Annotated in this window: 19 protein-coding genes; 8 read left to right on the top strand and 11 right to left on the bottom strand. The window is 64.8% G+C overall.

The genetic code is table 11. The features are described from left to right. Window positions 1–91: 91 nt before the first annotated feature. The 10 genes from FVQ98_RS18170 to FVQ98_RS18125 form a co-directional block, all read right to left on the bottom strand. Window positions 92–892 (bottom strand): amino acid ABC transporter permease, encoded by an 801-nt coding sequence (locus FVQ98_RS18170; RefSeq protein ID WP_147914872.1) that lies wholly within the window; start codon window positions 890–892, stop codon window positions 92–94. Then, window positions 889–1,551 carry an amino acid ABC transporter permease gene (locus FVQ98_RS18165; RefSeq protein WP_147914871.1) on the bottom strand — a complete coding sequence of 221 codons (663 nt, stop codon included), beginning with the start codon at window positions 1,549–1,551 and terminating at the stop codon, window positions 889–891. Before FVQ98_RS18165 ends, FVQ98_RS18170 begins: the two co-directional genes overlap by 4 nt. Window positions 1,552–1,554: 3 nt before the next feature. Then, the gene (locus FVQ98_RS18160) at window positions 1,555–2,457 is read right to left on the bottom strand and encodes a glutamate ABC transporter substrate-binding protein (RefSeq protein ID WP_147914870.1); all 903 of its coding nucleotides are present in this window, start codon (window positions 2,455–2,457) and stop codon (window positions 1,555–1,557) included. A gap of 152 nt (window positions 2,458–2,609) precedes the next feature. After that, window positions 2,610–3,704: a redox-regulated ATPase YchF gene (gene ychF / locus FVQ98_RS18155; RefSeq protein WP_147914869.1), complete on the bottom strand. Its 1,095-nt coding sequence runs from the start codon at window positions 3,702–3,704 to the stop codon at window positions 2,610–2,612. 240 nt (window positions 3,705–3,944) lie between these two features. Continuing rightward, complete coding sequence (locus FVQ98_RS18150; protein WP_147914868.1) at window positions 3,945–5,192, bottom strand: FAD-dependent monooxygenase; 1,248 nt, start codon at window positions 5,190–5,192, stop codon at window positions 3,945–3,947. Then, window positions 5,192–6,232: a tripartite tricarboxylate transporter substrate binding protein gene (locus tag FVQ98_RS18145; RefSeq protein ID WP_222707626.1), complete on the bottom strand. Its 1,041-nt coding sequence runs from the start codon at window positions 6,230–6,232 to the stop codon at window positions 5,192–5,194. Before FVQ98_RS18145 ends, FVQ98_RS18150 begins: the two co-directional genes overlap by 1 nt. A 41-nt stretch (window positions 6,233–6,273) precedes the next feature. Beyond that, window positions 6,274–7,521, bottom strand: a complete 1,248-nt coding sequence (locus FVQ98_RS18140) for a CaiB/BaiF CoA transferase family protein (RefSeq protein ID WP_147914867.1) — start codon at window positions 7,519–7,521, stop codon at window positions 6,274–6,276. A 5-nt stretch (window positions 7,522–7,526) separates the two neighbouring features. Then, on the bottom strand, window positions 7,527–8,504 hold the full coding sequence (locus tag FVQ98_RS18135; protein WP_147914866.1) for a Bug family tripartite tricarboxylate transporter substrate binding protein: 978 nt from the start codon (window positions 8,502–8,504) through the stop codon (window positions 7,527–7,529). Window positions 8,505–8,558: 54 nt separating this feature from the next. Next, a complete protein-coding gene (locus FVQ98_RS18130; protein ID WP_147914865.1) occupies window positions 8,559–8,987 on the bottom strand; it encodes a MaoC family dehydratase in 429 nt (142 codons plus the stop codon). Window positions 8,988–9,011: 24 nt separating this feature from the next. Then, on the bottom strand, window positions 9,012–9,485 hold the full coding sequence (locus tag FVQ98_RS18125; protein ID WP_147914864.1) for a MaoC family dehydratase: 474 nt from the start codon (window positions 9,483–9,485) through the stop codon (window positions 9,012–9,014). Between the two features lie 123 nt (window positions 9,486–9,608). Here FVQ98_RS18125 and FVQ98_RS18120 point away from each other — a divergent pair, with 123 nt between their 5' ends. Both FVQ98_RS18120 and FVQ98_RS18115 read left to right on the top strand, forming a co-directional pair. Beyond that, on the top strand, window positions 9,609–10,373 hold the full coding sequence (locus tag FVQ98_RS18120) for an IclR family transcriptional regulator domain-containing protein (RefSeq protein ID WP_147914863.1): 765 nt from the start codon (window positions 9,609–9,611) through the stop codon (window positions 10,371–10,373). A 115-nt stretch (window positions 10,374–10,488) separates the two neighbouring features. Next, complete coding sequence (locus FVQ98_RS18115; RefSeq protein WP_147914862.1) at window positions 10,489–11,478, top strand: Dyp-type peroxidase; 990 nt, start codon at window positions 10,489–10,491, stop codon at window positions 11,476–11,478. Window positions 11,479–11,607: 129 nt separating this feature from the next. On the opposite strand, the gene FVQ98_RS18110 is transcribed toward FVQ98_RS18115, so the two are convergent. Next, window positions 11,608–12,492: an MOSC domain-containing protein gene (locus FVQ98_RS18110; RefSeq protein ID WP_147914861.1), complete on the bottom strand. Its 885-nt coding sequence runs from the start codon at window positions 12,490–12,492 to the stop codon at window positions 11,608–11,610. A 111-nt stretch (window positions 12,493–12,603) separates the two neighbouring features. Between FVQ98_RS18110 and FVQ98_RS18105 the strand changes: the two genes are divergently transcribed. The 6 genes from FVQ98_RS18105 to FVQ98_RS18080 all read left to right on the top strand — a co-directional run bounded on the left by FVQ98_RS18105 (window position 12,604) and on the right by FVQ98_RS18080 (window position 21,517). After that, a complete protein-coding gene (locus FVQ98_RS18105) occupies window positions 12,604–13,728 on the top strand; it encodes an FAD-dependent monooxygenase (protein ID WP_147914860.1) in 1,125 nt (374 codons plus the stop codon). A gap of 49 nt (window positions 13,729–13,777) precedes the next feature. Next, entirely contained in the window at window positions 13,778–14,497 is a 720-nt protein-coding gene (locus FVQ98_RS18100) for a DsbC family protein (protein WP_147914859.1), read from the top strand. Between the two features lie 20 nt (window positions 14,498–14,517). Next, window positions 14,518–15,039, top strand: a complete 522-nt coding sequence (locus FVQ98_RS18095; protein ID WP_147914858.1) for a DUF3429 domain-containing protein — start codon at window positions 14,518–14,520, stop codon at window positions 15,037–15,039. 63 nt (window positions 15,040–15,102) lie between these two features. Continuing rightward, window positions 15,103–16,956: a M61 family metallopeptidase gene (locus tag FVQ98_RS18090; protein ID WP_147914857.1), complete on the top strand. Its 1,854-nt coding sequence runs from the start codon at window positions 15,103–15,105 to the stop codon at window positions 16,954–16,956. Further along, window positions 16,956–18,197 (top strand): DUF3108 domain-containing protein, encoded by a 1,242-nt coding sequence (locus FVQ98_RS18085; protein WP_147914856.1) that lies wholly within the window; start codon window positions 16,956–16,958, stop codon window positions 18,195–18,197. The genes FVQ98_RS18090 and FVQ98_RS18085 overlap by 1 nt, the downstream gene beginning before the upstream one ends. A 389-nt stretch (window positions 18,198–18,586) precedes the next feature. Then, window positions 18,587–21,517: a ribonucleoside-diphosphate reductase subunit alpha gene (locus FVQ98_RS18080; protein ID WP_147914855.1), complete on the top strand. Its 2,931-nt coding sequence runs from the start codon at window positions 18,587–18,589 to the stop codon at window positions 21,515–21,517. The last annotated feature ends 69 nt before the right edge of the window (window positions 21,518–21,586 follow it).

Raw genomic sequence — 21,586 nt, 5'->3', positions numbered from 1 at the left:
AGCAGCTGGTTTGGCTTGAGAACCTCCATCTTGCTTCACCTCGGGTGAACAACCTCTTGGGAAACGACACCTAAAGACAGCCGATCACGCCTCAGTGCATTGGCCCGCGCAAGCGCTTGCTGGCGGCCGAGATGGCGTAGTTGACGGCGCAGTACAGCAACGCCACCACCAGGTACACCGGCACCAGCGCGCTGTAGTTGGCGATCAGCACCTTGGCGTTCTGCATCAGCTCGCCATAGGTCACGACGTAGCCGAAGGTCGTGTCCTTGACCACGATCACCAGCTGCGCGACCAGGGCCGGGACGATGTAGCGCAGCGCCTGCGGGAAGACGATCGAGAAGAACACCTGCGATTCCGTCATGCCCAGGCTGCGCGCCGCCTCGGTCTGCCCGCGCGGCACGGCCAGCACGCCGGCACGGTAGACCTCCGCCACCACGGCGGCCGTGGTCAGGGCGATCGGCAGCGTTAGCATCCAGTAGGTGCTGAGCTTGACGCCGGCCGAGGGCAGCACCAGAAAGCACACATAGATCAGCAGCAGCGTGGGCGTGCCGCGCAGAAATTCGATCAGCGCCACGCTGGGCCAGCGCACGACGCGCCAGCGCGACAGACGCCCCACCAGCAGCACCAGCCCCAGCGCCAGTGCGATGGCGCCGGCCATCGCGGCCGAGGCCATGGTGCCCAGCAGGCCCTTGCCCAGAAAGGCCCACGTGGTCGGCCAGGCGAAGAAATTCCACAGGCGCGCCTGCAACTGGCCTGCGTCGTGAAAACGGTAGACGACCCCGGCCGCCATCAACAGCAGAGCGACAGCAGCGACCACGCTGGCCACGCGTTGCGTGCGCCGCGCCTGCAGGCTGGGCGCGCCAAAGAGGATGTCTTCCAGCGTGCGGCTCATCGCAGGATCCGCAGTCTTCTCTCAAGCGTGGCGCCGGCCCACGCGATCAGCAGGCCGCTCGCGACGTACATCGCCGCGGCCACCACGAACGCCGGGATGCCGATGGCCGAGTCGTTGGCGATCTTGGACACCAGCGTGGTCAGCTCACGCCCCGGAAACGGCACCTGCGAGGCCAGCGAGGTCGATAGCATCAACGCGATCAACAGCGAGGTCATCGGCTGCACCACCGAGCGCAGCGCCTGTGGCAGTACCAGCGCCGTGATGATGGTGGCCGGCCGCATGCCCAGGCTAAGCGCCGCCTCGATCTGACCGCCGGGAATGGTGTTGATGCCCGCGCGCAGGTAATCCGCGGTGAACGCGGAGCAGACCAGCACCAGGGTCAGGACGACGGCAGGTTCGTAGTCGATCAGTACCTGCAGATCCGGAAGCGCGAACACGATAAAGATCAGCAAGGCCACGCTGGGGATGTTGCGGAAGATCTCGACGTAGGCCGTCAGCACGAAACGCAAAGGCGGCAGGGGCAAGAGCCGCAAGGCCGCCACCAACAGGCCCAGCACAAAGCCGGGCACGAAGGACATCAGGGTGAGTTTCCAGGTCAGCAAAAGGGCCTGCCCGAAGGCAGGCCCGTGCTCGGCCAGAAGCCTGGAAACATCGCCCATCGCTTACGGCAGCGCGGGCGGCGTCGGCACGGCGGTGCTGCCCGTGCGTTGGCCGATGGAAATGGTCCACAGCTTGGCCCAGGTGCCGTCGGCCTCGATCTTTTTCAGGAAGGCGTTGACGAAGGCCACGCCGTCGGAGCCCTTGGGCAGGCCGATGCCGTACGGGTCTTGCGCGCCAAAGGGAGCGCCCGCCAGTTGCGCGTCGCCCGTGCCCAGGCTCAGGGCGTTGAGCAGCAGGGTGTAGTCGGTCACGTACGCGTCCACGCGGCCCTGGCGCAGCGCGTCCAGCGCTTCCTGGTGCGTCTGGAATTCCTGCACCGTGGCCTTGGGCGCGTACTGCGCCAGCACCGCCGGCCCGGTTGAGCCTGCCTGCGTGGCCACCTTTTTGCCGCCCAGGTCTTCGTGCGAACGGATGGTCTTGTTGCCCGCCTTGACCAGCACGCCGGCCTGCGAGGTGTAGTAGGGGCCGGCAAACGCGATCTTCTCGGCACGCGCCGGTGTGATCGAATAGGTGGCCAGCACCATGTCGACCTGGTCGTTGATCAGCACCTGTTCGCGCGTGGACGAGGTCACCTGCGTGAACTGGAACTTGCTGGCATCGCCCAGGATGTAGCGCGTGAGCATCTGGGTGAGGCCGGCGTCAAAGCCGCGGATCTTGCCGTCTTTCTCATTGCGCAGCGAAAACAGGTTGGACGTTTGCGTGCCGCCCAGACGCAGCGAGCCGGCCTGCTTGATCTTGGTGGCCCAGGTGCTGGACGCGATGGTCGCCGCGTCGGCCACCGGGCCTTGCGCCACCAGCGCGTCAAACGCCGCGGCGTTGATGGGGGTGCCCTGCGCCAACACCGCGCCGCTGGCCACGAAGCCCACGGCCACCACGGTGGCTTTCAAAACGGATTTGATCGACATACGGTCCTCTTTGGATGGTCTGTGATGGTCACAAACGCAATTTATAGCAGCCAGCGGCAACGCGCACAGGCCGCTCGGCGCCGATACCCATTCGCAAGCTCGGAGCAGCCGTCCGCCAGGCACGCCGGTGCTGAAACGCCCCGTGACAGGGGTCAGACGTTGAACAGGAAGTTCATCACGTCGCCGTCCTTGACGACGTATTCTTTGCCTTCGCTGCGCATCTTGCCCGCGTCCTTGGCGCCCTGCTCGCCCTTGAACTGGATGTAGTCGTCAAAAGCAATCGTCTGCGCGCGGATGAAGCCGCGCTCAAAGTCGCCGTGGATCACGCCCGCGGCCTGCGGCGCGGTGTCGCCGATGTGGATGGTCCAGGCGCGCACTTCCTTCACGCCGGCCGTGAAGTAGGTCTGCAAGCCCAGCAGACCGAAGGCGGCGCGGATCAGGCGGTTCAGGCCCGGCTCGTCCTGGCCCATTTCTTCCAGGAACAGCGCCTTGTCCTCGTCGCCCATGTCCGCCATATCGGCTTCCATCTTGGCGCAGATGGCCACTACCGGCGCCTTCTGGCTGGCCGCGTAGTCCTTCAGGCGGTCGAGCATGGGGTTGTTGTTAAAGCCGTCTTCGCTGACGTTGCCCACGAACATCGCCGGCTTGGCGGTGATCAAAAAGAGCTGCTTGAGCAGCGCGCGGTCTTCCTTGCTCAAGTCCAGCGTGCGCACCGGCCTGCCTTCGTTCAGCGCCGCCTGCACCGGGCCCAGCAGCTTGACCATGGCCGTGGCTTCTTTGTCGTTGCCGCTCTTGCTGGCCTTGGTGTAGCGCTGCAGCGCCTTGTCCACGGTGCCCAGGTCGGCCAGGCACAGCTCGGTCTGGATCACCTCGATGTCGGCGATCGGGTCCACCTTGCCGGCCACGTGGATCACGTTCGGGTCTTCAAAGCAGCGCACCACGTTGACGATGGCGTCCGTCTCGCGGATGTGGGCCAGAAACTGGTTGCCCAGGCCCTCGCCCTTGCTGGCGCCCGCCACCAGGCCGGCGATGTCGACGAATTCGACGATGGCCGGCAGGATGCGCTCGGGCTTCACGATCTCGGCCAGCTGTTGAAGGCGCGGGTCCGGCACCTCCACGACGCCCGTGTTCGGGTCGATGGTGCAGAAGGGGTAGTTTTCAGCCGCGATACCGGCTTTGGTCAGCGCGTTGAAAAGCGTGGACTTGCCCACGTTGGGCAGGCCCACGATGCCGCATTGCAGGCTCATGGAAAAAGTCCTTTGAAATCAGCCTCTTGTGCACCTTCGACCTGAACACAGGCTTAGCGAAAGCGCGCGCCACCGGCAGCAGACCGTGACATAAAGCCAGGGTAGTCAGGGGCTGAATGATGCTGGCAAACCACCGCTTTGATCTGCGCTTTGCCGGGGAGAAATGGGAGCCAATTGTACTGACTGGGAAGGCGCATAGCGCGGGAACACGGGCAACGCTTGCGTTGCGCCTGATACAGTTCAGCCTGCGCTCGCCGACGTCACTGACCAAGATGCTCTCCGGTTCAGGCCTTCGACGTCAAACCCGGCTAATCGCTTGTATTTTTGTTCGACTGCATGGAGGGCCTCCTGAGCCTGATCGAACGCGTTTGATCGGGCCAGGGCACTTACCTTCGCCATCACATCGCCCGCCTGCTGGCGGTTTGCCAGTTGCACGGCGGCCACCGTCTCGCGTCTCTCGGCCTCGTAACGACGCAAACCAACTCTCGGATCCGAGCGAGACTGCGCCAAATAGTAGGCCAACACACGCGCATCCAGAATGGCCTGAGACGCTCCGTTGGAGCCGAAGGGGTACATGGCGTGCGCAGCATCACCCAGCAGAGTTGCGCAGTTGAGGTGCCAGCGCGGCAGGGGGTCAAGGTCAGCCATGGGGTAAACGTAGACGTTTGGCGTTTGGCGAACCATCTCAGGCACGTCTAACCAGTCGAAATGCCAATCCGCCACGTACGTTGCAGCGCTGGCTGCGTCAACCGGTAGATTCCAGTGTCCCAACTCACCAAATGTTTCGCCTTCTTTTAAGGGCCTAACCAGAAGCCAGTTCAGCGTGCCGTGGTCCAAGGGGTACACCACGATGCGCAGCTTTTCGTCACCCACGATGACCATGCTGCTTCCACTCAGAAATGGTGCATGCGCCGTCGCGCCGCGGTACATCACCCAGCCATTCGAGGCCAGAGACACATTCGGGCCGACGATGGACGAGCGCGACGTTGAACGGATCCCGTCTGCCGCCACGTAGACATTACTCTCCCAGCGCTCCATGCCGCCCGTTGTGACGTCACAGACGTCAACAGCAACGCTCTGCGATTGGGCGCAATCGACCCTCATCACCCGCTTGCCCGTGTGGATGGCGCTTTTGCCCAACCGCTGCAGGACGGCTGTCATCAACATGCCCTGCAAACGGCCCCTGTGCACCGAGTACTGGGGCCAGTGGTACCCCGCGTTCCTCCCACGCGGCTCTGACCAAATCAGGTGACCATTTGGGTCGTAGTAGCTCAATTCGGAAGTGATCAGGCCGATCTCGGCGAGCGCATCGCCTAGCCCCAGTTCGGTCAACTCTCGAACGGCATGAGGGGGCAAATTAACGCCAACGCCGATTTCGCGGACTTCATGCGCTGCTTCTAGTACCTGCACGTCTCGCACGCCCGCTGCTTGCAGGCTAAGTGCCGCCGTCAGGCCGCCAATCCCCGCGCCGCCAATCGTTACGCGCATCATTGGACCCCGAGCTTGGCGCGCGACACCAGCGAGCGCTCCGACACATAGAACGCCCGGGCCCAGGCTTCGTAGTCAGCGGGGTTCTTGTACCAGTAGGTTTGACGCAGCGATCGGAGCAGCGTGGCGTATTCAGCGCTATCGATTGCGGCCTTGAACGCTTCGTTCAGCCTTGCTACCACTTGCGGGCTCATGCCTTTGGGCCCTACCACCCCATAGGGCGCCGGATAGACGAGCTCATAGCCTAGGCTTTTGGCCGTTGGCACGGACGGCATCCAATCGGCGGGCAGCGCATCGAACGACATTAGCAAACGAACGCTGCCTGACTCGACGAAAGGCAGGACGCTTCCCACAGCGTCCAGAGCCGCCACGGTATGGCCGCCAATCAGGTTCGTCGCCGCCTCGCTGCTGCTCTTGAAGCCAACGTGTGTGACCTCGATACCCGCCATTCCCCCGAAGGCCTCAGCCAGGAGATGCATCGTGGTGCCGGCACCTGCGGTTCCAATCGAAAGCTTACCAGGATTGGCCTTGGCGTAGGCAACCACATCTGCGACCGTCTTGAACGGCGAGTCCGACCTGACTGCCAACACGAATGTGTACCCACCGAGGCCTGCAATCCACGTAAAGTCCTTAGTCGGGTGCCAGTCTACTTTCTGAATATGAGGAAATCTGAGCAGACCAGCGGTGGCGGCGGCGATGGTGTAGCCATCCGGCTTGTCCATTCGCGCCATGGTAGACGGTGCGAGCGTCGCGCCCGCACCCGGCTTGTTCTCCACCACGATAGGCTGGCCCAGATGTTTCCCCGCGAGTTCTGCCAGCTTTCGAAATGTGATATCCGTTGGTCCGCCTGCGCCGAACCCCACCAGCAGCCTAATCGGTCGGTTGGGGTACGCCTCTTCCGCCGCTGCTGACGTCCCGAGCAACGCGACGAAAACCACCACGAGTCCGGCCAACGCTTGGCCGATGCGGCGCCGTCCAATGATGCATTTCGTCATTCTTGTCTCCTCGTTCTGGTGGTTGAGCTTTTGACGCTTTGCCATGAAGGTGTCCGTATTCAACCACCGGCGCTAGACCCGTCGAATCAGATCACGCCGGCCTGGCTGAGCACCGCTAGGTCTTGATCGCTTCGGTTGAGCAGACTCTTGAGCACCTGCTCGGTGCTGCCACCCAGCTTCGGTGGTGAACGCTTGTACTGCGCCGGAGTGCCCATCAGACGCAAGGGGCTCGCAATCGTCGAGCAGACACCACCGTCTTCGGTCGGCATGTCGACCCGCAAGCCGCGGTGCGTCACCTGCGGGTCTTCAAACACCTGTTGGTAGTCATTGATGCGGCCACAGGGGACCCCAAGAGCCTCCAAGCGCTTGATCCAGTCGTCCGCCGTGCGCGTCAGCATGGTCTTGGCCAATTCCGGAATCAGGGTTTCCCTTCCCACGATGCGTCCGGTGACCTTGTTCCAGCGGGTGTCAGCGGCAAGGTCTGGACGCCCTATAGCTTGGCAGTACTTTTGCCATTGCTGGTCGTTGCCGACAGCGACCACCATGTCGGATCCCGCCGTCTTAAACACTTGGTAAGGCACCAAACTGGCGTGCGCATTGCCGTAGCGATGGGGCACTTTTTCGCTCGAAAAATAGCCCGTCACCTGGTTACCCCCCAAAGCGACGATGCAATCGAGTAACGCCATGTCGATGTACTGCCCACATCCCGAGACATCGCGGTGATTTAGCGCCGCAAGGATGGCGATGCTGGCGTACATGCCCGTGATCACGTCCGCGATCGCGACTCCGACCTTCTGCGCACCGCCACCCGGAACGTCATCACGCTCGCCAGTGATGCTCATCAGGCCGCCTTGCGCCTGAAAGACGAAGTCGTATCCGGGCTTGTGTGCGCTCGGACCTGTCTGGCCGTAGCCTGTGATGGAGCAATACACCAGCCGCGGGTTGATGGCGCTCAGACTCTCATAGTCGAGCCCATATCGCTTGAGGTCCCCGATCTTGTAGTTTTCGACCACCACATCGGAGATGGCCGCCAACTCTTTAACGATGTGCTGACCTTCGACGCTCGCAATGTCCACAGTGATCGACTGTTTTCCTCGATTCGCAGCGGCGTAGTAGGTCGAGTCTGTGGTGTTCCGTCCGTTTTCGTCCTGGATCCATGGAGGTCCCCATCCACGCGTGTCGTCGCCGGTACGCGGACGTTCCACTTTGATCACCTCCGCGCCCAGGTCCGCCAAGTTCTGCGTTGCCCAGGGACCAGCCAACACGCGCGACATATCCAGAACGCGTAAGTGCGATAGCGCCCCCGCCGGCGTCGAACCTTTCACATCTGCCATGCCGCTCACTCCAGTTTCACGTTCGCGGTCGCAATGACCTTGGCCCACTTGTCGACCTCGCTGTTCACAAATTTCGCGAATTGCGGCTGGGTCATCGTGCCGGGCTCCGCGCCCTGCTCCAAGAACAGGGCTCTGAGCTTTGCTGTGCTCAACACTTCGCGCACGTCGGTGTTGATCTTGTTGGCCAGCTCCGGCTTCATGTGGGCCGGCCCATACAGACCGAACCATGAGGTTGCTTCAAATCCCTTGACACCCGATTCGTCCAGCGTCGGCACATCGGGCAGGACTGGCGATCGCTTGAGCGAGGTCACGGCCAGTGCCCTGACCTTGCCGGACTTGATGTGCTGCAGCACGCCAGTGATGGAATCGACCATCACCGGAATCTGTCCGCCGAGCAGGTCGGTCAGCGCGGGCGCAGCGCCCTTGTAGGGCACATGCAGCATTTCCAGGCCAGTCATCGACTTGAGCAGTTCGCCAGACAGGTGGTTCGCTCCACCCGTCCCGGCCGACCCAAAGCTCAACTTGCCAGGGTGGGCCTTGCCATATGCCAGCAATTCCTGCACGTTTTTGACCGGCAAAGCCGGGTTGACCAACAACACACTCGGCACCGAAGCCACCTCCGCCAACGGAGTGAAGGCGGTCTTGGTGTCGTAGCGAAGCGTCTTGTAGATGGCCGGGTTGATCACGTGGTGCGTGGCTGTCAGCATCAGCGTGTATCCATCCGGTGTCGAGCGGGCGAGTTGCTCGGAATAGATCGTCCCGCTGGCACCCGACTTGTTCTCCACAACCACAGGTTGCGCCCATTTCGTCGCCAGCTCTACCGCTAACTGACGCGCCAGGATGTCGGTAGTGCCACCCGGTGGGAACGGCACGTTGATTTTCACGGCCTGCGAGGGATAGGCCTGGCCCATCGCGGCGCCGACGGAAAGGGCCATCCCGATGCCCACCGCCCACCGGGTGAACTTGGCTTGTCTCTGGTTCATTTGCTAATCCTTGACGCGTTGTTTGCTCAGTGGCTGCGTAATCTCGGCGCCGGCCTAGGCCGGGAACTCCGCCATCGCTTCGCCCACCGCCACGACTTCATTGCGCTGATTCACAACCTCGACATCGAAGTTCACCCACCGGCTTTTTTCGGTTTGTTTGAGCGCGGTGATGCGCGCTCTCGGGGTGATCGTGTCGCCGGGCTTGACCGGCGCCTTCCAGCGCGTTTCCAGGCGGCGTTGAACGGCGCTCTGCTCGTAGAGCCAGTCGGTCAGCATCCGGGTGATGACGCCGAAATTGTTCATGCCATGCATGATGATTCCGCCGAAATTGGTCTTTCCGAAATCACCCTTCATGTAGTTGTCGTCGAGGTGCAGCGGATTGAAATCCAGCGACGCCTCGCAAAAGTCGCGGATCGTTTCGCGGGTGGGCGAGAAAGCTGCGCCGACGATCTGCTGGCCCACGCTCAGTTGCTCATAGCTCATGGTGGTATTTCCTACTTGCTGTGGTTATTGCGGGCGGATGGTCCAGCCGCGGCCGGAGCAGATCACCTGGTTGTGCTGGTTGAAGAAGACGTTGTCGTGCACCACAAACAGGCGGTCTTTCTTGATGAACTTGTCCAGCGCGCGCGCCTCCAGCCGTACCAAGTCACCAGGTCGGGCGGGCAGGTTGTAACTCCAGGACTGCCCGGCATTCACGGTGCCGGGGCTGCGCATCCAGTCGTCGGTCGGTGTGCACGCGAACATCAGCAGGATGTGAATCGCAGGCGGGGCGATCAGGCCGCCATAGGGCGATTTCTTCGCGTAGTCCTCGTCGAAGTACAGCGGATGCATGTCACCCACCACGCGGCAGTATTTCTGGATGGCCTCCAGCGTCAGCGTGTATGGAATGGTCTTGCGTGGCTGGCCAGGGATGATGTCATCCCAAATTTGGCGCCGCTGCGCGTCTTTCCAAAAATCCGTTTCGAAACTTGTCTCGGTCATAGTGCGTGGCGTGTGTAGAAAAAAGGACTTTGCTAGAATGTCCGCTTAGCGGTCATATAAGTCCGCTCTACGTTCATTTTAAGAAAGTCAAGAAACGCGTCAACTACTCCGCGGGTATTCCCTATGGCAACACCAGAAAGTGAATCTTTTGTTCGAACCTTTGCGCGCGGTCTGCGCGTCATTGAGGTCATGGGCCAGTCCACCGGGCGACAGTCGATCGCTCAAATCAGCGAGGCGGCAGATCTGCCACGCACAGTCATTCGGCGCCTGCTGCTGACACTGATCGATCTGGGTTTTGTCGGCGCGGACGAAAAGGACTACTGGCTCACGCCCAAGGTGCTACGTCTGGGCATGACCTACCTGTACACGCTGCCCTTCTGGCGCCAGTCGCAGCTGGTAATGGAAGAGCTGGGAACCCGTATGAAGCAGTCTTGTGCCGTCTCGGTTTTGGACGCACCAGATATCGTGTACATCCAGCGCTTTCACACCAAACACATCCTTGCGTTCAGCCCCTCCATGGGCACCCGATTGCCTGCCCACACGGTCGCCATGGGCAAGGTCCTGCTGGCCGGACTTTCAGACACACTGTTCGACGCTTACCTCGACAGCGCCGAGTTGACGTCACTCACCCCGCGCACTGTCACTGACAAGAAGCAACTGCGCGAAGTGATCGCCCAAGCACGCGCGCAAGGCTATGTATGGAGCGACGGGCAATACGACGAATCCATCTGCGGCCTGGCGGTTCCGATCCGCAATGTCTCGGGTGAAACAACGGCCGCTATCAACGTTAGCCTGCTGTCCGGGGAATTCACGCAGGAAGAGGCTGTGAAGCAATTTCTGCCGTTGCTCAAATTGGCCGCGTCGCGCCTGCTCAAGGAACAGTCCTGATTGCTGCGCGCTGCCGAACAAACAGCCGTCAGTCGCCGCCAAGTCGGTCAACGCAGTTTCTACTCTCTGCCATACCGAGTATTCTTCAAACACCCCTAAATTTCAGGACCCCTCCATGAGCGACCAAGGAAGCAGCTGGGACCGCGTGCCGATCGACGCGCAAAGCATCAACGCGCCCTTGTCGCGCGCTGCGGTGTTTCTGGTGGTGACGGTGAACGACACGCCGGCGGCGCTGGCCAAGGCGTGCGACGCGCTGTCCAGCGTGGGCGATCTGCTCAAGGACGTGGGGTTTCGCGACCTGACGGCGCACCTGTCCTGCGTGGTCGGCATCGGCAGCGATCTGTGGAAGCGCCTGGGTATTGCCAAGCGCCCAGCCGAGCTGAAGCCCTTTGCCGCCATTCAGGGCGCCAAGCACAACGCGCCGGCCACGGCGGGGGATGTGCTGTTCCACATCCGGGCCGATCGGGCCGATCTGGTGTTCGAATTCGAGCGCGTCCTGCTCGACAAGTTGGGCGACGCGGTGCAGGTCGAGGACGAGGTCTCAGGCTTTCGCTACTTCGACGCGCGCGACCTGTTGGGCTTTGTTGACGGCACGGCCAATCCGGATGGCAGCGACTTGCCGGCGGCGACGCAGGTCGGCAGCGAAGACCCGGCTTTCTGCGGTGGCAGTTACGTGGTGGTGCAAAAGTACCTGCACGACCTGACGGCCTGGGGCCAGGTGCCGGTGGAGCAGCAGGAAAAGATCATCGGCCGCACCAAGCTGGACAACGTCGAGCTGGACGACGACGCCTGGGCGCAAAAAACGCACAAGACGCTGGCCACCATCGTCGACGAAAAGGGTGTGGAGCACGACATCCTGCGCGACAACATGCCGTTTGGCCGCCCCGGCCAGCAGGAATTCGGCACCTACTTCATCGGCTATTCGCGCAGGCTGTGGGTGACCGAAAAGATGCTGCAGCGTCTGTTCATCGGCGAGCCTGTCGGCAAGTACGACCGGCTGCTGGACTTTTCCACGGCCAAGACGGGCTGCACCTTCTTTGTCCCGACGCGCGCGATGCTGGGCAATCTGCCGCAGCTGGCAACCGCGTTGGCCAAGAAGGCCTGAACGCGCCTCGGTGACGCTGCGCGGGCCTCGGCCAACAGGCGCGGCTGGCCCGCACAGAATTTAGATGAATTCAGCCTACAGCCCTACAACCATCTGCGCAAACAGCTACTGATTCAGGAGCACTCAAGCTCAATCGAAACGCCATTCACCCTGCGCCACGTCGCCCACGCGCAGGGTTTGGCCGGTACCCGCCAGCACGATGGCGTTCATGCCGAAGGTCAGCGCGCCATCCAGCCGCGGGTCAGCGCGGTAGCCCTGCAGCGCGTCCAGCACGGCGGGCGTGCTGTCGCCGGTCGCGGGGTCGACGTTCGGAATCGGGCAGCGCGCGCAAGGCTTGACCAGCTTCAGCCTCACCTCGCCGCCCGCGCTGGCAACGACCAGCTCGTCGATGCGGTCTTCGTCGTGCGCGTGCACGCCGTCCAGAACGATGTTGGCGCGAAAGCGCTCGATGCCGACCGGTGCATGGCCAGCCGCGGCCAGGCGCGTGTTCAGTTCGGCCAACGATGCGGTGCTGGTCACCAGCAACGGAAAGCCATCGGCAAATTCGATGGGCGCCTGCACCTCGCCCGTCCATTGGGCGCTGGCCAGACGGCGCACCTCGGGGTCGAAGCGCACCAGGCGCAGGCCGGGGCGGCCCAGAAAGTCGCTGAACCACTGCGCGGCCACGCCGCCCATGTCCCAGGCGTCCACCGTGTCCTTCCAGACCGTCACGCGCGCCGGGCTGTCGACTTCGTTGATGCCCAGGTGCAGCGCCAGCATGCCGGGCGCGCGCAGCACGACTTCCAGGTGCTTGATCTGCGGCTTGACCAGCGCCATGCGCGGCAGATCGCGCTGGGTGACGAAGTCGCCGTGCGCGTCGACCACCATCCAAGCGCGGTCGAGATCGAAGCCGGTGTCCAACAGTTCGGCCCGGTCTAAAGCCACGCCGGCGCAGGATTTGACGGGGTAGACGAACAGCTGCGCCACGCTGGCGTGCAGTCGGGCGTCGTTCGGGGCCTGGGCGGGAGCGGTCATTACTATGAATTAAATAGCTTGCTGCGCAGGTGGTTGTAGCGCGGGACGCCAATTTGACCACAGACATCCGGGCACGCAGCGCGCCGCGCACCGGCCTACAATCACCGCACCATGGCTGCACCTCACGACATCTGCATTCGCGGCGCCGGCATCGTCGGGCGCACGCTGGCGCTGCTGCTGGCGCGCGAGCGGTTGCGCGTGGCGCTGGTCGCCTCGCCCACCCCGCCGGCTGCGGCGGATGTGCGCGCCTACGCGCTCAGCCCCAGCGCCCGCGCGCTGCTGGCCGACCTGCGCTGCTGGCCGGACGAGCGCGCGGCCACGCCCGTGCTGGCCATGCAGGTCAGCGGCGACCGCGATGCGCAGGTGGTCTTCACCGCCAGCGCCCAGCGCGTGCCCGCGCTCAACTGGATCGTGGACGTGCCGACGCTGGAGGGCCAGCTGGCCCAGGCTTGCCAGTACCAGAGCGGCATCGATCTGGTCGATGCGCCGGTGGCCGCTCCGCTGACCGTGGTCTGCGAAGGCCGCGCCAGCCGCACGCGCGCAGAGCTGGGGGTCGAATTCGACACCACGCCCTACCCGCAGCACGCCATCGCCACCCGGCTGGACTGCGAGCTGCCGCACGGCCAGGTCGCGCGCCAGTGGTTCACGGCATCGGGCGAAATTCTGGCGCTGCTGCCGCTGGACGGGCCGCAAGGCCACCGCGTGGCCGTGGTCTGGTCGGTGCGCGCCGAGCGCGTGGCCGAGCTGATGGCGCTGGAAGACGGCGCGTTCGCCGCCGCGCTGGCCGACGCCTGCGGGCATGCGCTGGGCGCGGTCGAGCTGTGCGCGCCGCGCGCCACCTGGCCGCTGCTGCTGGCCAAGGCGCGCCGCTGGGTCGGCCACCTGCCGGACCGCCCGCAGGACAGTTTTGTGCTGGCCGGCGACGCCGCCCACGCCATGCATCCGCTGGCCGGGCAAGGCCTGAACGTGGGCCTGGGCGACGCGGCCGAGCTGGCGCGCGTGCTGGCCGCGCGCGAAAGCTGGCGCGGCGTGGGCGATCTGAAATTGCTGCGCCGCTACGAACGCGCGCGCCAGGGCGAATGGCTGCGCATGCGCCTGGCCACCGATGGCCTGCAGTTGCTGTTCGACCGCCCCGAGCCGCTGGCCATCGCGCTGCGCAACTGGGGCATGAACCTGTTTGATGCGAGTGGCCCGATCAAGTCGGGCGTGGCGCGCCTGGCGATGGGAACCGCCTGAGCCGCTGCGACTCTGACCTTCTTTTGTAGACCAAGCGATTGCCCCACCGATGACCAAGAACCTCATTCGCCGCGCTGCCCTGACCGTCCTGCTTGCGCTGCCCCTGTTGGCCACCGCCCAGGACAAGGACTTCGCCACCCTGAAGAAAAACCTGGGCGAGCGCATCCCCGGCCTCAGCCAGATCGACGAGGTGCGCAAGACGCCGATGGCGGGTCTGTTCGAGGTGCGCGTGGGCAACGACATCCTCTACACCGACGCCGAAGGCAATTTCCTGCTGCATGGCAACCTGCTGGACACGCGCTCGCGCAAGAACCTGACCGAAGAGCGCGTCGAAAAGCTCACGGCCATCAAATGGGACGAGCTGGACACCAAGAACGCCATCACCATCGTGCGCGGCAACGGCAAGCGCAAGATGGCGGTGTTCGAAGACCCCAACTGCGGCTACTGCAAGCGCTTCGAGAAAGATATGCAGAAGGTCAACAACGTGACTGTGCACATGTTCCTGATCCCGATCCTGGGCCAGGATTCGGTGGAAAAGTCCAAGCAGATCTGGTGCAGCGCCGACAAGGCCAAGGCCTGGCACGACTGGATGCAGCGCGACGTCGCTCCCAAGGGCGCCAGCACCTGCAACACCGATGCGCTGGCGGCCAACCTCGACTTCGCCAAGAAATACCGCATCACCGGCACCCCGACCATCGTGTTTGCCGACGGCAGCCGCGTGCCGGGCGCCATCAACGCCCAGCAAGTCGAGCAGCAGCTGGGGCGCTGAGCGCCGCCCTGCCGATCACCATGCCATCGCGCCCTCCGCCTGACCCCAAAACGGCTGACGGCGCCGGGCGTTCGCCTCCGCGCCCGGTCGGCGCGCCGGTCAGCGCCTCGTGGTCGATGATCCACACGGTCGCCTACGGCTCGCTGATTCTGCCCACGGCGCTGGCCGCCGGATTGTGGTTGAAGGACCCGCGCTGGCATGAGTTCATGCTGGCCGGCCTGCTGACCCACATGGCGCTGGTGGTCAGCTTCCTGGGCGGCGTGCACTGGGGCATCGCGATGCGCTACATGGCCACTGACGCACGCCTGCCCGCCTTCCATTTTCTGTGGGGCCCGGTGCCGGGCTACGCTGCGTGGTTTCTGCTGATGGCCAGTCCACGGGTGGCCCTCGCGGGCATGATGGCCCTGACGGTGTGGACACACTGGGTCGACCACCGCACCTGGCCTGGCAGCGGCCTGGGGCCATGGATGCCGTTGCGGCGCGCGTTCACGCTGGGCACCGTGTTTTACGGCACCATTGCGCTGGCCGCCCTGAGTCTGTAGAGGCCGCCCGAAAGCCCGAACTGGCCGTTCACCTGGCGCCCCCGCTCCCCTTCGCACCCCTTCATGCCCGCCCGCTTGACCCCGACACCGACAAAAACCTCCGTTTCGCGCCTGCCCGATGGTGCCCCGGTCACGTACACCATCTCCCTGGACCGGGCGCGCCACCGTTACCTGGTTCAACTGCGGCTGAGCCAACCGGCGGCCACGCAGCGCGTGTCGCTGCCGGTGTGGATCCCGGGCAGCTATCTGGTGCGCGAATTCGCCCGCCACCTGAGCGGCCTGCAAGCGCGTCAGGCAAAGGCGGACTGCGCCGTGCGCCAGGTCGACAAATGCAGCTGGGACATCGACTGCACGGCGGGCAAGCCGCTGCAAATCGACTACACGGTGTATGCGCGCGACCCGTCCGTGCGCGCCGCCTGGCTGGACGCACAGCGCGGGTTCTTCAACGGCACCAGTGTGCTGCTGCGCGTGCACGGCCAGGAAGACGCGGCACACGATGTGGTGGTGCGTGCGCCCGCCGGCGCGACGGACTGGCAGTTGGCCACCGCCATGCGCGCCGTGCAGGTGGACCAGCGCGGCTTTGGCCGCTACCGCTCGGCCGATTACGACGAGGTGGTCGACCACCCGTTTGAGCTGGGCCCGTTCTGGAGCGGCCAGTTCAAGGCCGGCGGTGTAGCGCACCGCTTCGTGGTGGCCGGCGCGCCCGCGTCTTTTGACGGCGCTCGCCTGCTGCGCGACACGCAGAAGATCTGCGAGGCGGCGATTCGCTTCTGGCACGGCGCGGGCAAACCGCCGCACCGCCAGTACGTCTTCATGTTGAACGTGGTAGACGACGGCTACGGCGGGCTTGAACACCGCGCCAGCACCGCGCTGATCTGCGGCCGGCGCGACCTGCCACGCCTCGGCGCCCCGGCCGAGGCCGCGCGCGTAGGCGACGGCTACGTCACCCTGTTGGGCTTGATCAGCCACGAGTACTTCCACACCTGGAACGTCAAGCGCATGCGACCGGCGGAGTTCACCCGCTACGACTACACGCAGGAGAATTACACGCGCCTGCTGTGGTTCTTTGAAGGCTTCACCAGCTACTACGACGACCTGCTGCTGCGCCGCGCCGGCCTGATCGACGACGCGGCCTACCTCAAGCTGCTGACCACGGCGGCCAACCAGGTGCTGCAGGCGCCCGGGCGGCACGTGCAGTCGGTGGCGCAAGCCAGTTTTGACGCCTGGGTGCGCTACTACCGGCCCGACGAGAACACACCGAACAGCACCATCAGCTACTACAGCAAGGGCGCGCTGGTCGCGCTGTGCCTGGATTTGACGCTGCGCCAGGCCGGCGCGGGCACGCTGGACGACGTCATGCGAAGCCTGTGGGCGCGCAGCGGCGGCGGCCCGATCAGCGAGGCCGATATCGCCGCCGCGCTGGCCGAACAAGCCGGCCGCAGCCTGGCGCCCGAGTTGGCCGACTGGGTGCACGGCACGCGCGAGCTGCCGCTGAAGGCGCTGCTGCAGGCCGAAGGGGTGCAGGTACTCGAAGAGCCGTCGCAGTGGGCGCAGACCCTGGGGCTGCGCGTTGGCGAGAGCCAAGGCACGGTGACGGTGAAAGTCGTGCTGGATGGCGGTGCTGCCGCCGCGGCCGGCTTGGCTGCCGGCGACGAATGGCTGGGCGTCGAACCTCTACCCGACGCCCCCAAAGGCCGCCGCCCGGCAACACTGCCCGCGGCGCAGGACGCCGGCTGGCGCCTGTCCCGCCTGGAAGACCTGCCGCTGTACGCTGGCGCGGCGCGCCAGATCATCGCCCTGGTGGCGCGCGACAAGCGCTTGCTGCGCCTGCCCCTGACGCTGCCCACCGGCAGCACCACCTGGCGCCTGACGCGCAGCGCGGCCACCACCCAGCCACAGGGGTGGCCGGAGGGCTGATGAAAGCGCCGCGGCCCGCCGCACGCCGCACGCTGTTGACCGCCCTGCTGCTGGCGCTGCTGGGGCATGTGGCCGTCTTGGGCTTCTTGCGCATCCTGCTGCAGCCGCCCACGCTGCTGCGCGAGCTGGCGCAGCCGATGTACACGCGCACCCTGCAGGCCGAGGCGCCGCCCGGCCCGGTGGCCGTCGCACCAGCGCCCGTCAAGGTTTCAACACCGAATCGGCCAACGGCCGTGGTGCGATCTGCGCAACCAGCTACAAAAACAAGAGCGAAGCCGACACCCAAGCCCGCGAAGCGCCCCGCGCGTGCCGCCAGCGCATCGGCAGACGATGACGCCGTGGCCGACCCGGCCAGCCCCGCGGTCAGCGCACCCAGTGACGCGCCACCGCCCGACGCCGACACCGCCACCGCCACCGCCACGGCGCAGCAGAACGCGCCACTCGAGCCGCAGTCGCCCGCTTCCGCCGCTCAGGCCGCCGCGTCTGCCCCTGACGTCCCGCCAAGCGACGCCGCGCCGGGCGACGCCGGCACGCAGGTGGCTTCCGCCGCATCGGCGCCCGCTTCGGAAGCCTCAGCGCCTGCGGATGCGGAGCCGGCCTTCCTCAAAACCTGGCCACGCGACACGCGCCTGCGCTACCACTTGAGCGGCAACTACCGCGGCGAGCTGCACGGCGACGCCCAGGTACTGTGGCAGCGCGAAGGCACGCGCTACCAGACCGTGGTGCAGATGGACGTCGGCATCCTGCTGTCATCGCGCTTCACCAGCCAGGGCGCGATCACCGATCAGGGCCTGAAGCCCGAGGTGTACGAGGAGCAGGTGCGCAAGAAGCGGCGCGGCGTGCGCATCGGCGAAGACGTGCGCCTGAACAACGGCACGCGCGTGCCACGCCCCAATGAGGTGCAAGACGCCGCCAGCCAGTTTGTCGAGCTGGGCCACCGCTTCGCCACCGGCCAGCTGCAGCTGACGCCGGGCGGCCAGGTCAACTTCTGGCTGGCACGGCCCGGCGGCGTGGACGAATGGACGTACGACGTGGTCGGCGAGGAAACCTTGCACCTGCCGCGCCTCGGGCCGGTGCAGGCGGTGCACCTGAAGCCGCGCCCGCTCAACAAGCCGCGCGGGCCAATCATGGCGGAGATCTGGTTCGCCCCCAGCCTGCAGTACCTGCCAGTGCGCATCCGCATCACCCAAGGCGCGGACACTTTCGTCGACCTGATGGTCGACACCATCGACCAGCGCTGACGCGCTGCGCGCGCAACGGTTCAGTGGGCGCCGGCTGCCCCACCGCTCGTCGGCAATGCCCTTATCGCCAAGTCGGGATCGAAGGGCCTCCAGCGCCCGCCAACGATGCCGATCCGCCACTGCGAAAAAACGCCTTGTTGCCGCACTGCAACCAGCCAAAGCCGCGCCCGGCAAGGCTTTGACGCGGAGGGTGCGCGAGGCATCGCCACGGCCTATTCCCGCATCGCATGAAAAATCACAGCGAAAAGCCCATCTACTACCTGTAGTGGCTTAAACTCTCGCCGGACACTAGATGTAGTGCCCAGCGCCACTCCCCGCAGGGAGTCGCCTCGTACCGAGGGACGGCGCCGGCCCACCTGTCTGACTTCACCCAACAACCCGAGGACCCCATGCAAACTGCCCGCGGCGCCACGCCTGCCACCCCTTCCGCACGCCCTGTTCCTCCCACCCTCACAGACACCGTGGCGCCGCCAACCGCCGGCACACTGGCGCAGTACCAGATCATGCGCCGCAACGGCGCCGTGGTCGCGTTCGAGCCCACCAAGATCGCCGTCGCGATGATGAAAGCCTTCCTGGCCGTGCACGGCACGCAGGGCGCCGCCTCGGCCAGCGTGCGCGAGGTGGTCGACGAGCTGACGCAGGGCGTCGTGCGTGCGCTGATGCGTTCGCGCCCAGGCGGCGGCACCTTCCACATTGAAGACGTGCAGGACCAGGTCGAACTGGGCCTGATGCGCAGCGGCCACCACGAAGTGGCGCGCGCCTACGTGCTGTACCGCGAGCGCCGCGCGCAGGAGCGCGCCCAGGAACGCGCCCAGCACGCCGCCACCGAAGCCGCTGCCGCGCCTGCAACGGTGCTGCACGTGCTAGAAAAAGGAGAGCTGGTCGCGCTGGATCTGCCTGGGCTGAAGGCACTTTTTGATCAAGCCTGTACGGATCTGGGGGCAGACGTCAGCAGCGCCCCGATCCTGGAAGAAACCTTGCGCAACCTGTACGACGGCGTGCCGGTGGACGAGGTCTACAAGGCCGCCATCCTGGCCGCGCGCACGCTGATCGAGAAAGACCCCGACTACAGCTACGTCACCGCACGCCTGCTGCTGCACACCATCGCCAAGGAAGTATTGGGCGAAACGCTGAGCCTGCCGCAACTGGCCGAGCGCTACGCCGACCACTTCGGCGACTGCATCCGTGCCGGCGTCAAGCACGAGCTGCTGGACGAGCGCCTGCAGCAGTTCGACCTGGCGCGTTTGGGCGCCGCGCTCAAGCCCGAGCGCGACCTGCAGTTCGACTATCTGGGCCTGCAGACGCTGTACGACCGCTATTTTCTGCACGTCAAGAAGACGCGCATCGAGATGCCGCAGTCCTTCTTCATGCGCGTGGCCATGGGCCTGGCGCTGAACGAGATCGACCGCGAGGCGCGCGCCATCGAGTTCTACGAAGTGCTCTCCAGCTTCGACTTCATGAGCAGCACGCCCACGCTATTCAACAGCGGCACGCGCCGCTCGCAGCTGTCGAGCTGCTACCTGACCACCGTGCCGGACGATCTGGACGGCATCTACGAATCGATCAAGGAAAACGCCCTGTTGTCCAAATTTGCCGGCGGCCTGGGCAACGACTGGACGCGTGTGCGCGCGCTGGGCAGCCACATCAAGGGCACCAACGGCGAATCGCAGGGCGTGGTGCCCTTTTTGAAGGTGGTGAACGACACCGCCGTGGCCGTCAACCAGGGCGGCAAGCGCAAGGGTGCGGTCTGCACCTACCTGGAAACTTGGCACCTCGACATCGAAGAGTTCCTGGAGCTGCGCAAGAACACCGGCGATGACCGCCGCCGCACGCACGACATGAACACGGCCAACTGGATCCCCGACCTGTTCATGCGCCGCGTCATGGAAAAAGGCACGTGGACGCTGTTCTCACCCTCCGACGTGCCCGACCTGCACGACAAGTTCGGCGCCGACTTCGAGCGCGCCTACGTCGCCTACGAAGAGCGCGCCGCGCGCGGCGAAATCCAGCCCAGCAAGACGCTGCCCGCCACCGACCTGTGGCGCAAGATGCTGTCGATGCTGTTCGAAACCGGGCATCCGTGGATCACCTTCAAGGACGCCTGCAACGTGCGCAGCCCGCAGCAGCACGTCGGCGTGGTGCATTCCAGCAACCTGTGCACCGAGATCACGCTGAACACCAGCGACACCGAAACCGCGGTCTGCAACCTGGGTTCCGTCAACCTGCTGCAGCACTTGAAGGATGGGGCGGTCGACCACGACAAGCTCAAGAAGACCGTCAGCACCGCCATGCGCATGCTGGACAACGTCATCGACATCAACTACTACGCGGTGAAGAAGGCGCGCGACTCGAACCTGCGCCACCGCCCGGTGGGCCTGGGCCTGATGGGCTTCCAGGACGCGCTGTACCAGTTGCGCATCGCCTATGGGTCGGAGCAAGCCGTGGCTTTTGCCGATCAGTCGATGGAAGCGATCTGCTTCCACGCCTACTGGGCGTCGACCGAGCTGGCCGCCGAGCGCGGGCGCTACTCGTCCTACAAGGGCTCGCTGTGGGACCAGGGCGTGCTGCCGCTGGACACGCTGGACCGTCTGGCCGATGCGCGCGGTGGCTACATCGAGATCGACCGCAGCACGTCGCTGGATTGGGACGCCCTGCGCTCAAAAATAGCCTGCGACGGCATGCGCAACTCCAACTGCGTGGCCATCGCCCCGACGGCGACCATCAGCAACATCATCGGCGTGGACGCCTCAATCGAACCCTGCTTCGGCAACCTGTCGGTCAAGAGCAACCTGTCGGGCGAATTCACCGTCATCAACCACTATCTGGTCAAAGACCTCAAGCGCCTGGGCCTGTGGGACGACGTGATGGTGATGGACCTCAAGCACTTCGACGGTTCGCTGCGCCCGATCGACCGCGTGCCGACCGAGCTGAAGGCGCTGTACGCCACCGCGTTCGAGATCGAGCCGCAATGGCTGGTCGAAGCCGCTGCGCGCCGCCAGAAGTGGATCGACCAGGCGCAGAGCCTGAACATCTACATGGCCGGTGCATCGGGCAAGAAGCTGGACGACACCTACAAGCTGGCCTGGCTGCGCGGCTTGAAGACGACTTACTACCTGCGCACCACCAGCGCTACGCACGCCGAGAAATCGACCGTGCACACCAGCAACTTGAATGCTGTGTCGAGCCAATCGAACAGCGCCGCGCAAGCCAGCGCACTCGACGCCGCAGCCGCGCAAGCGCGTGCGCAAATGGCGACGGAGCCAGCTACCGACATCAAGTTCTGCGCCATCGATGACCCTGGCTGCGAAGCCTGCCAGTGATCGTTTCGCGTGTGTGCGGCAGGCGTTTCGATGTCTTGCCGCAACACAACGTCTACCTCAAACCATCGG

The organism is Ottowia flava (assembly GCF_008017535.1).
GTDB lineage: Bacteria > Pseudomonadota > Gammaproteobacteria > Burkholderiales > Burkholderiaceae_C > Ottowia > Ottowia flava.
Note: the sequence above shows the minus strand (reverse complement) of the source record. Positions and strands in the feature narration are given on the sequence as shown.

Excerpts from the sequence above, each read along its gene's own strand:
- FVQ98_RS18170 (WP_147914872.1), bottom strand. The coding sequence starts at position 892 with ATGAGCCGCACGCTGGAAGACATCCTCTTTGGCGCGCCCAGCCTGCAG.
- FVQ98_RS18165 (WP_147914871.1), bottom strand. The coding sequence starts at position 1,551 with ATGGGCGATGTTTCCAGGCTTCTGGCCGAGCACGGGCCTGCCTTCGGG.
- FVQ98_RS18160 (WP_147914870.1), bottom strand. The coding sequence starts at position 2,457 with ATGTCGATCAAATCCGTTTTGAAAGCCACCGTGGTGGCCGTGGGCTTC.
- ychF (WP_147914869.1), bottom strand. The coding sequence starts at position 3,704 with ATGAGCCTGCAATGCGGCATCGTGGGCCTGCCCAACGTGGGCAAGTCC.
- FVQ98_RS18150 (WP_147914868.1), bottom strand. The coding sequence starts at position 5,192 with ATGCGCGTAACGATTGGCGGCGCGGGGATTGGCGGCCTGACGGCGGCA.
- FVQ98_RS18145 (WP_222707626.1), bottom strand. The coding sequence starts at position 6,232 with ATGGCAAAGCGTCAAAAGCTCAACCACCAGAACGAGGAGACAAGAATG.
- FVQ98_RS18140 (WP_147914867.1), bottom strand. The coding sequence starts at position 7,521 with ATGGCAGATGTGAAAGGTTCGACGCCGGCGGGGGCGCTATCGCACTTA.
- FVQ98_RS18135 (WP_147914866.1), bottom strand. The coding sequence starts at position 8,504 with ATGAACCAGAGACAAGCCAAGTTCACCCGGTGGGCGGTGGGCATCGGG.
- FVQ98_RS18130 (WP_147914865.1), bottom strand. The coding sequence starts at position 8,987 with ATGAGCTATGAGCAACTGAGCGTGGGCCAGCAGATCGTCGGCGCAGCT.
- FVQ98_RS18125 (WP_147914864.1), bottom strand. The coding sequence starts at position 9,485 with ATGACCGAGACAAGTTTCGAAACGGATTTTTGGAAAGACGCGCAGCGG.
- FVQ98_RS18120 (WP_147914863.1), top strand. The coding sequence starts at position 9,609 with ATGGCAACACCAGAAAGTGAATCTTTTGTTCGAACCTTTGCGCGCGGT.
- FVQ98_RS18115 (WP_147914862.1), top strand. The coding sequence starts at position 10,489 with ATGAGCGACCAAGGAAGCAGCTGGGACCGCGTGCCGATCGACGCGCAA.
- FVQ98_RS18110 (WP_147914861.1), bottom strand. The coding sequence starts at position 12,492 with ATGACCGCTCCCGCCCAGGCCCCGAACGACGCCCGACTGCACGCCAGC.
- FVQ98_RS18105 (WP_147914860.1), top strand. The coding sequence starts at position 12,604 with ATGGCTGCACCTCACGACATCTGCATTCGCGGCGCCGGCATCGTCGGG.
- FVQ98_RS18100 (WP_147914859.1), top strand. The coding sequence starts at position 13,778 with ATGACCAAGAACCTCATTCGCCGCGCTGCCCTGACCGTCCTGCTTGCG.
- FVQ98_RS18095 (WP_147914858.1), top strand. The coding sequence starts at position 14,518 with ATGCCATCGCGCCCTCCGCCTGACCCCAAAACGGCTGACGGCGCCGGG.
- FVQ98_RS18090 (WP_147914857.1), top strand. The coding sequence starts at position 15,103 with ATGCCCGCCCGCTTGACCCCGACACCGACAAAAACCTCCGTTTCGCGC.
- FVQ98_RS18085 (WP_147914856.1), top strand. The coding sequence starts at position 16,956 with ATGAAAGCGCCGCGGCCCGCCGCACGCCGCACGCTGTTGACCGCCCTG.
- FVQ98_RS18080 (WP_147914855.1), top strand. The coding sequence starts at position 18,587 with ATGCAAACTGCCCGCGGCGCCACGCCTGCCACCCCTTCCGCACGCCCT.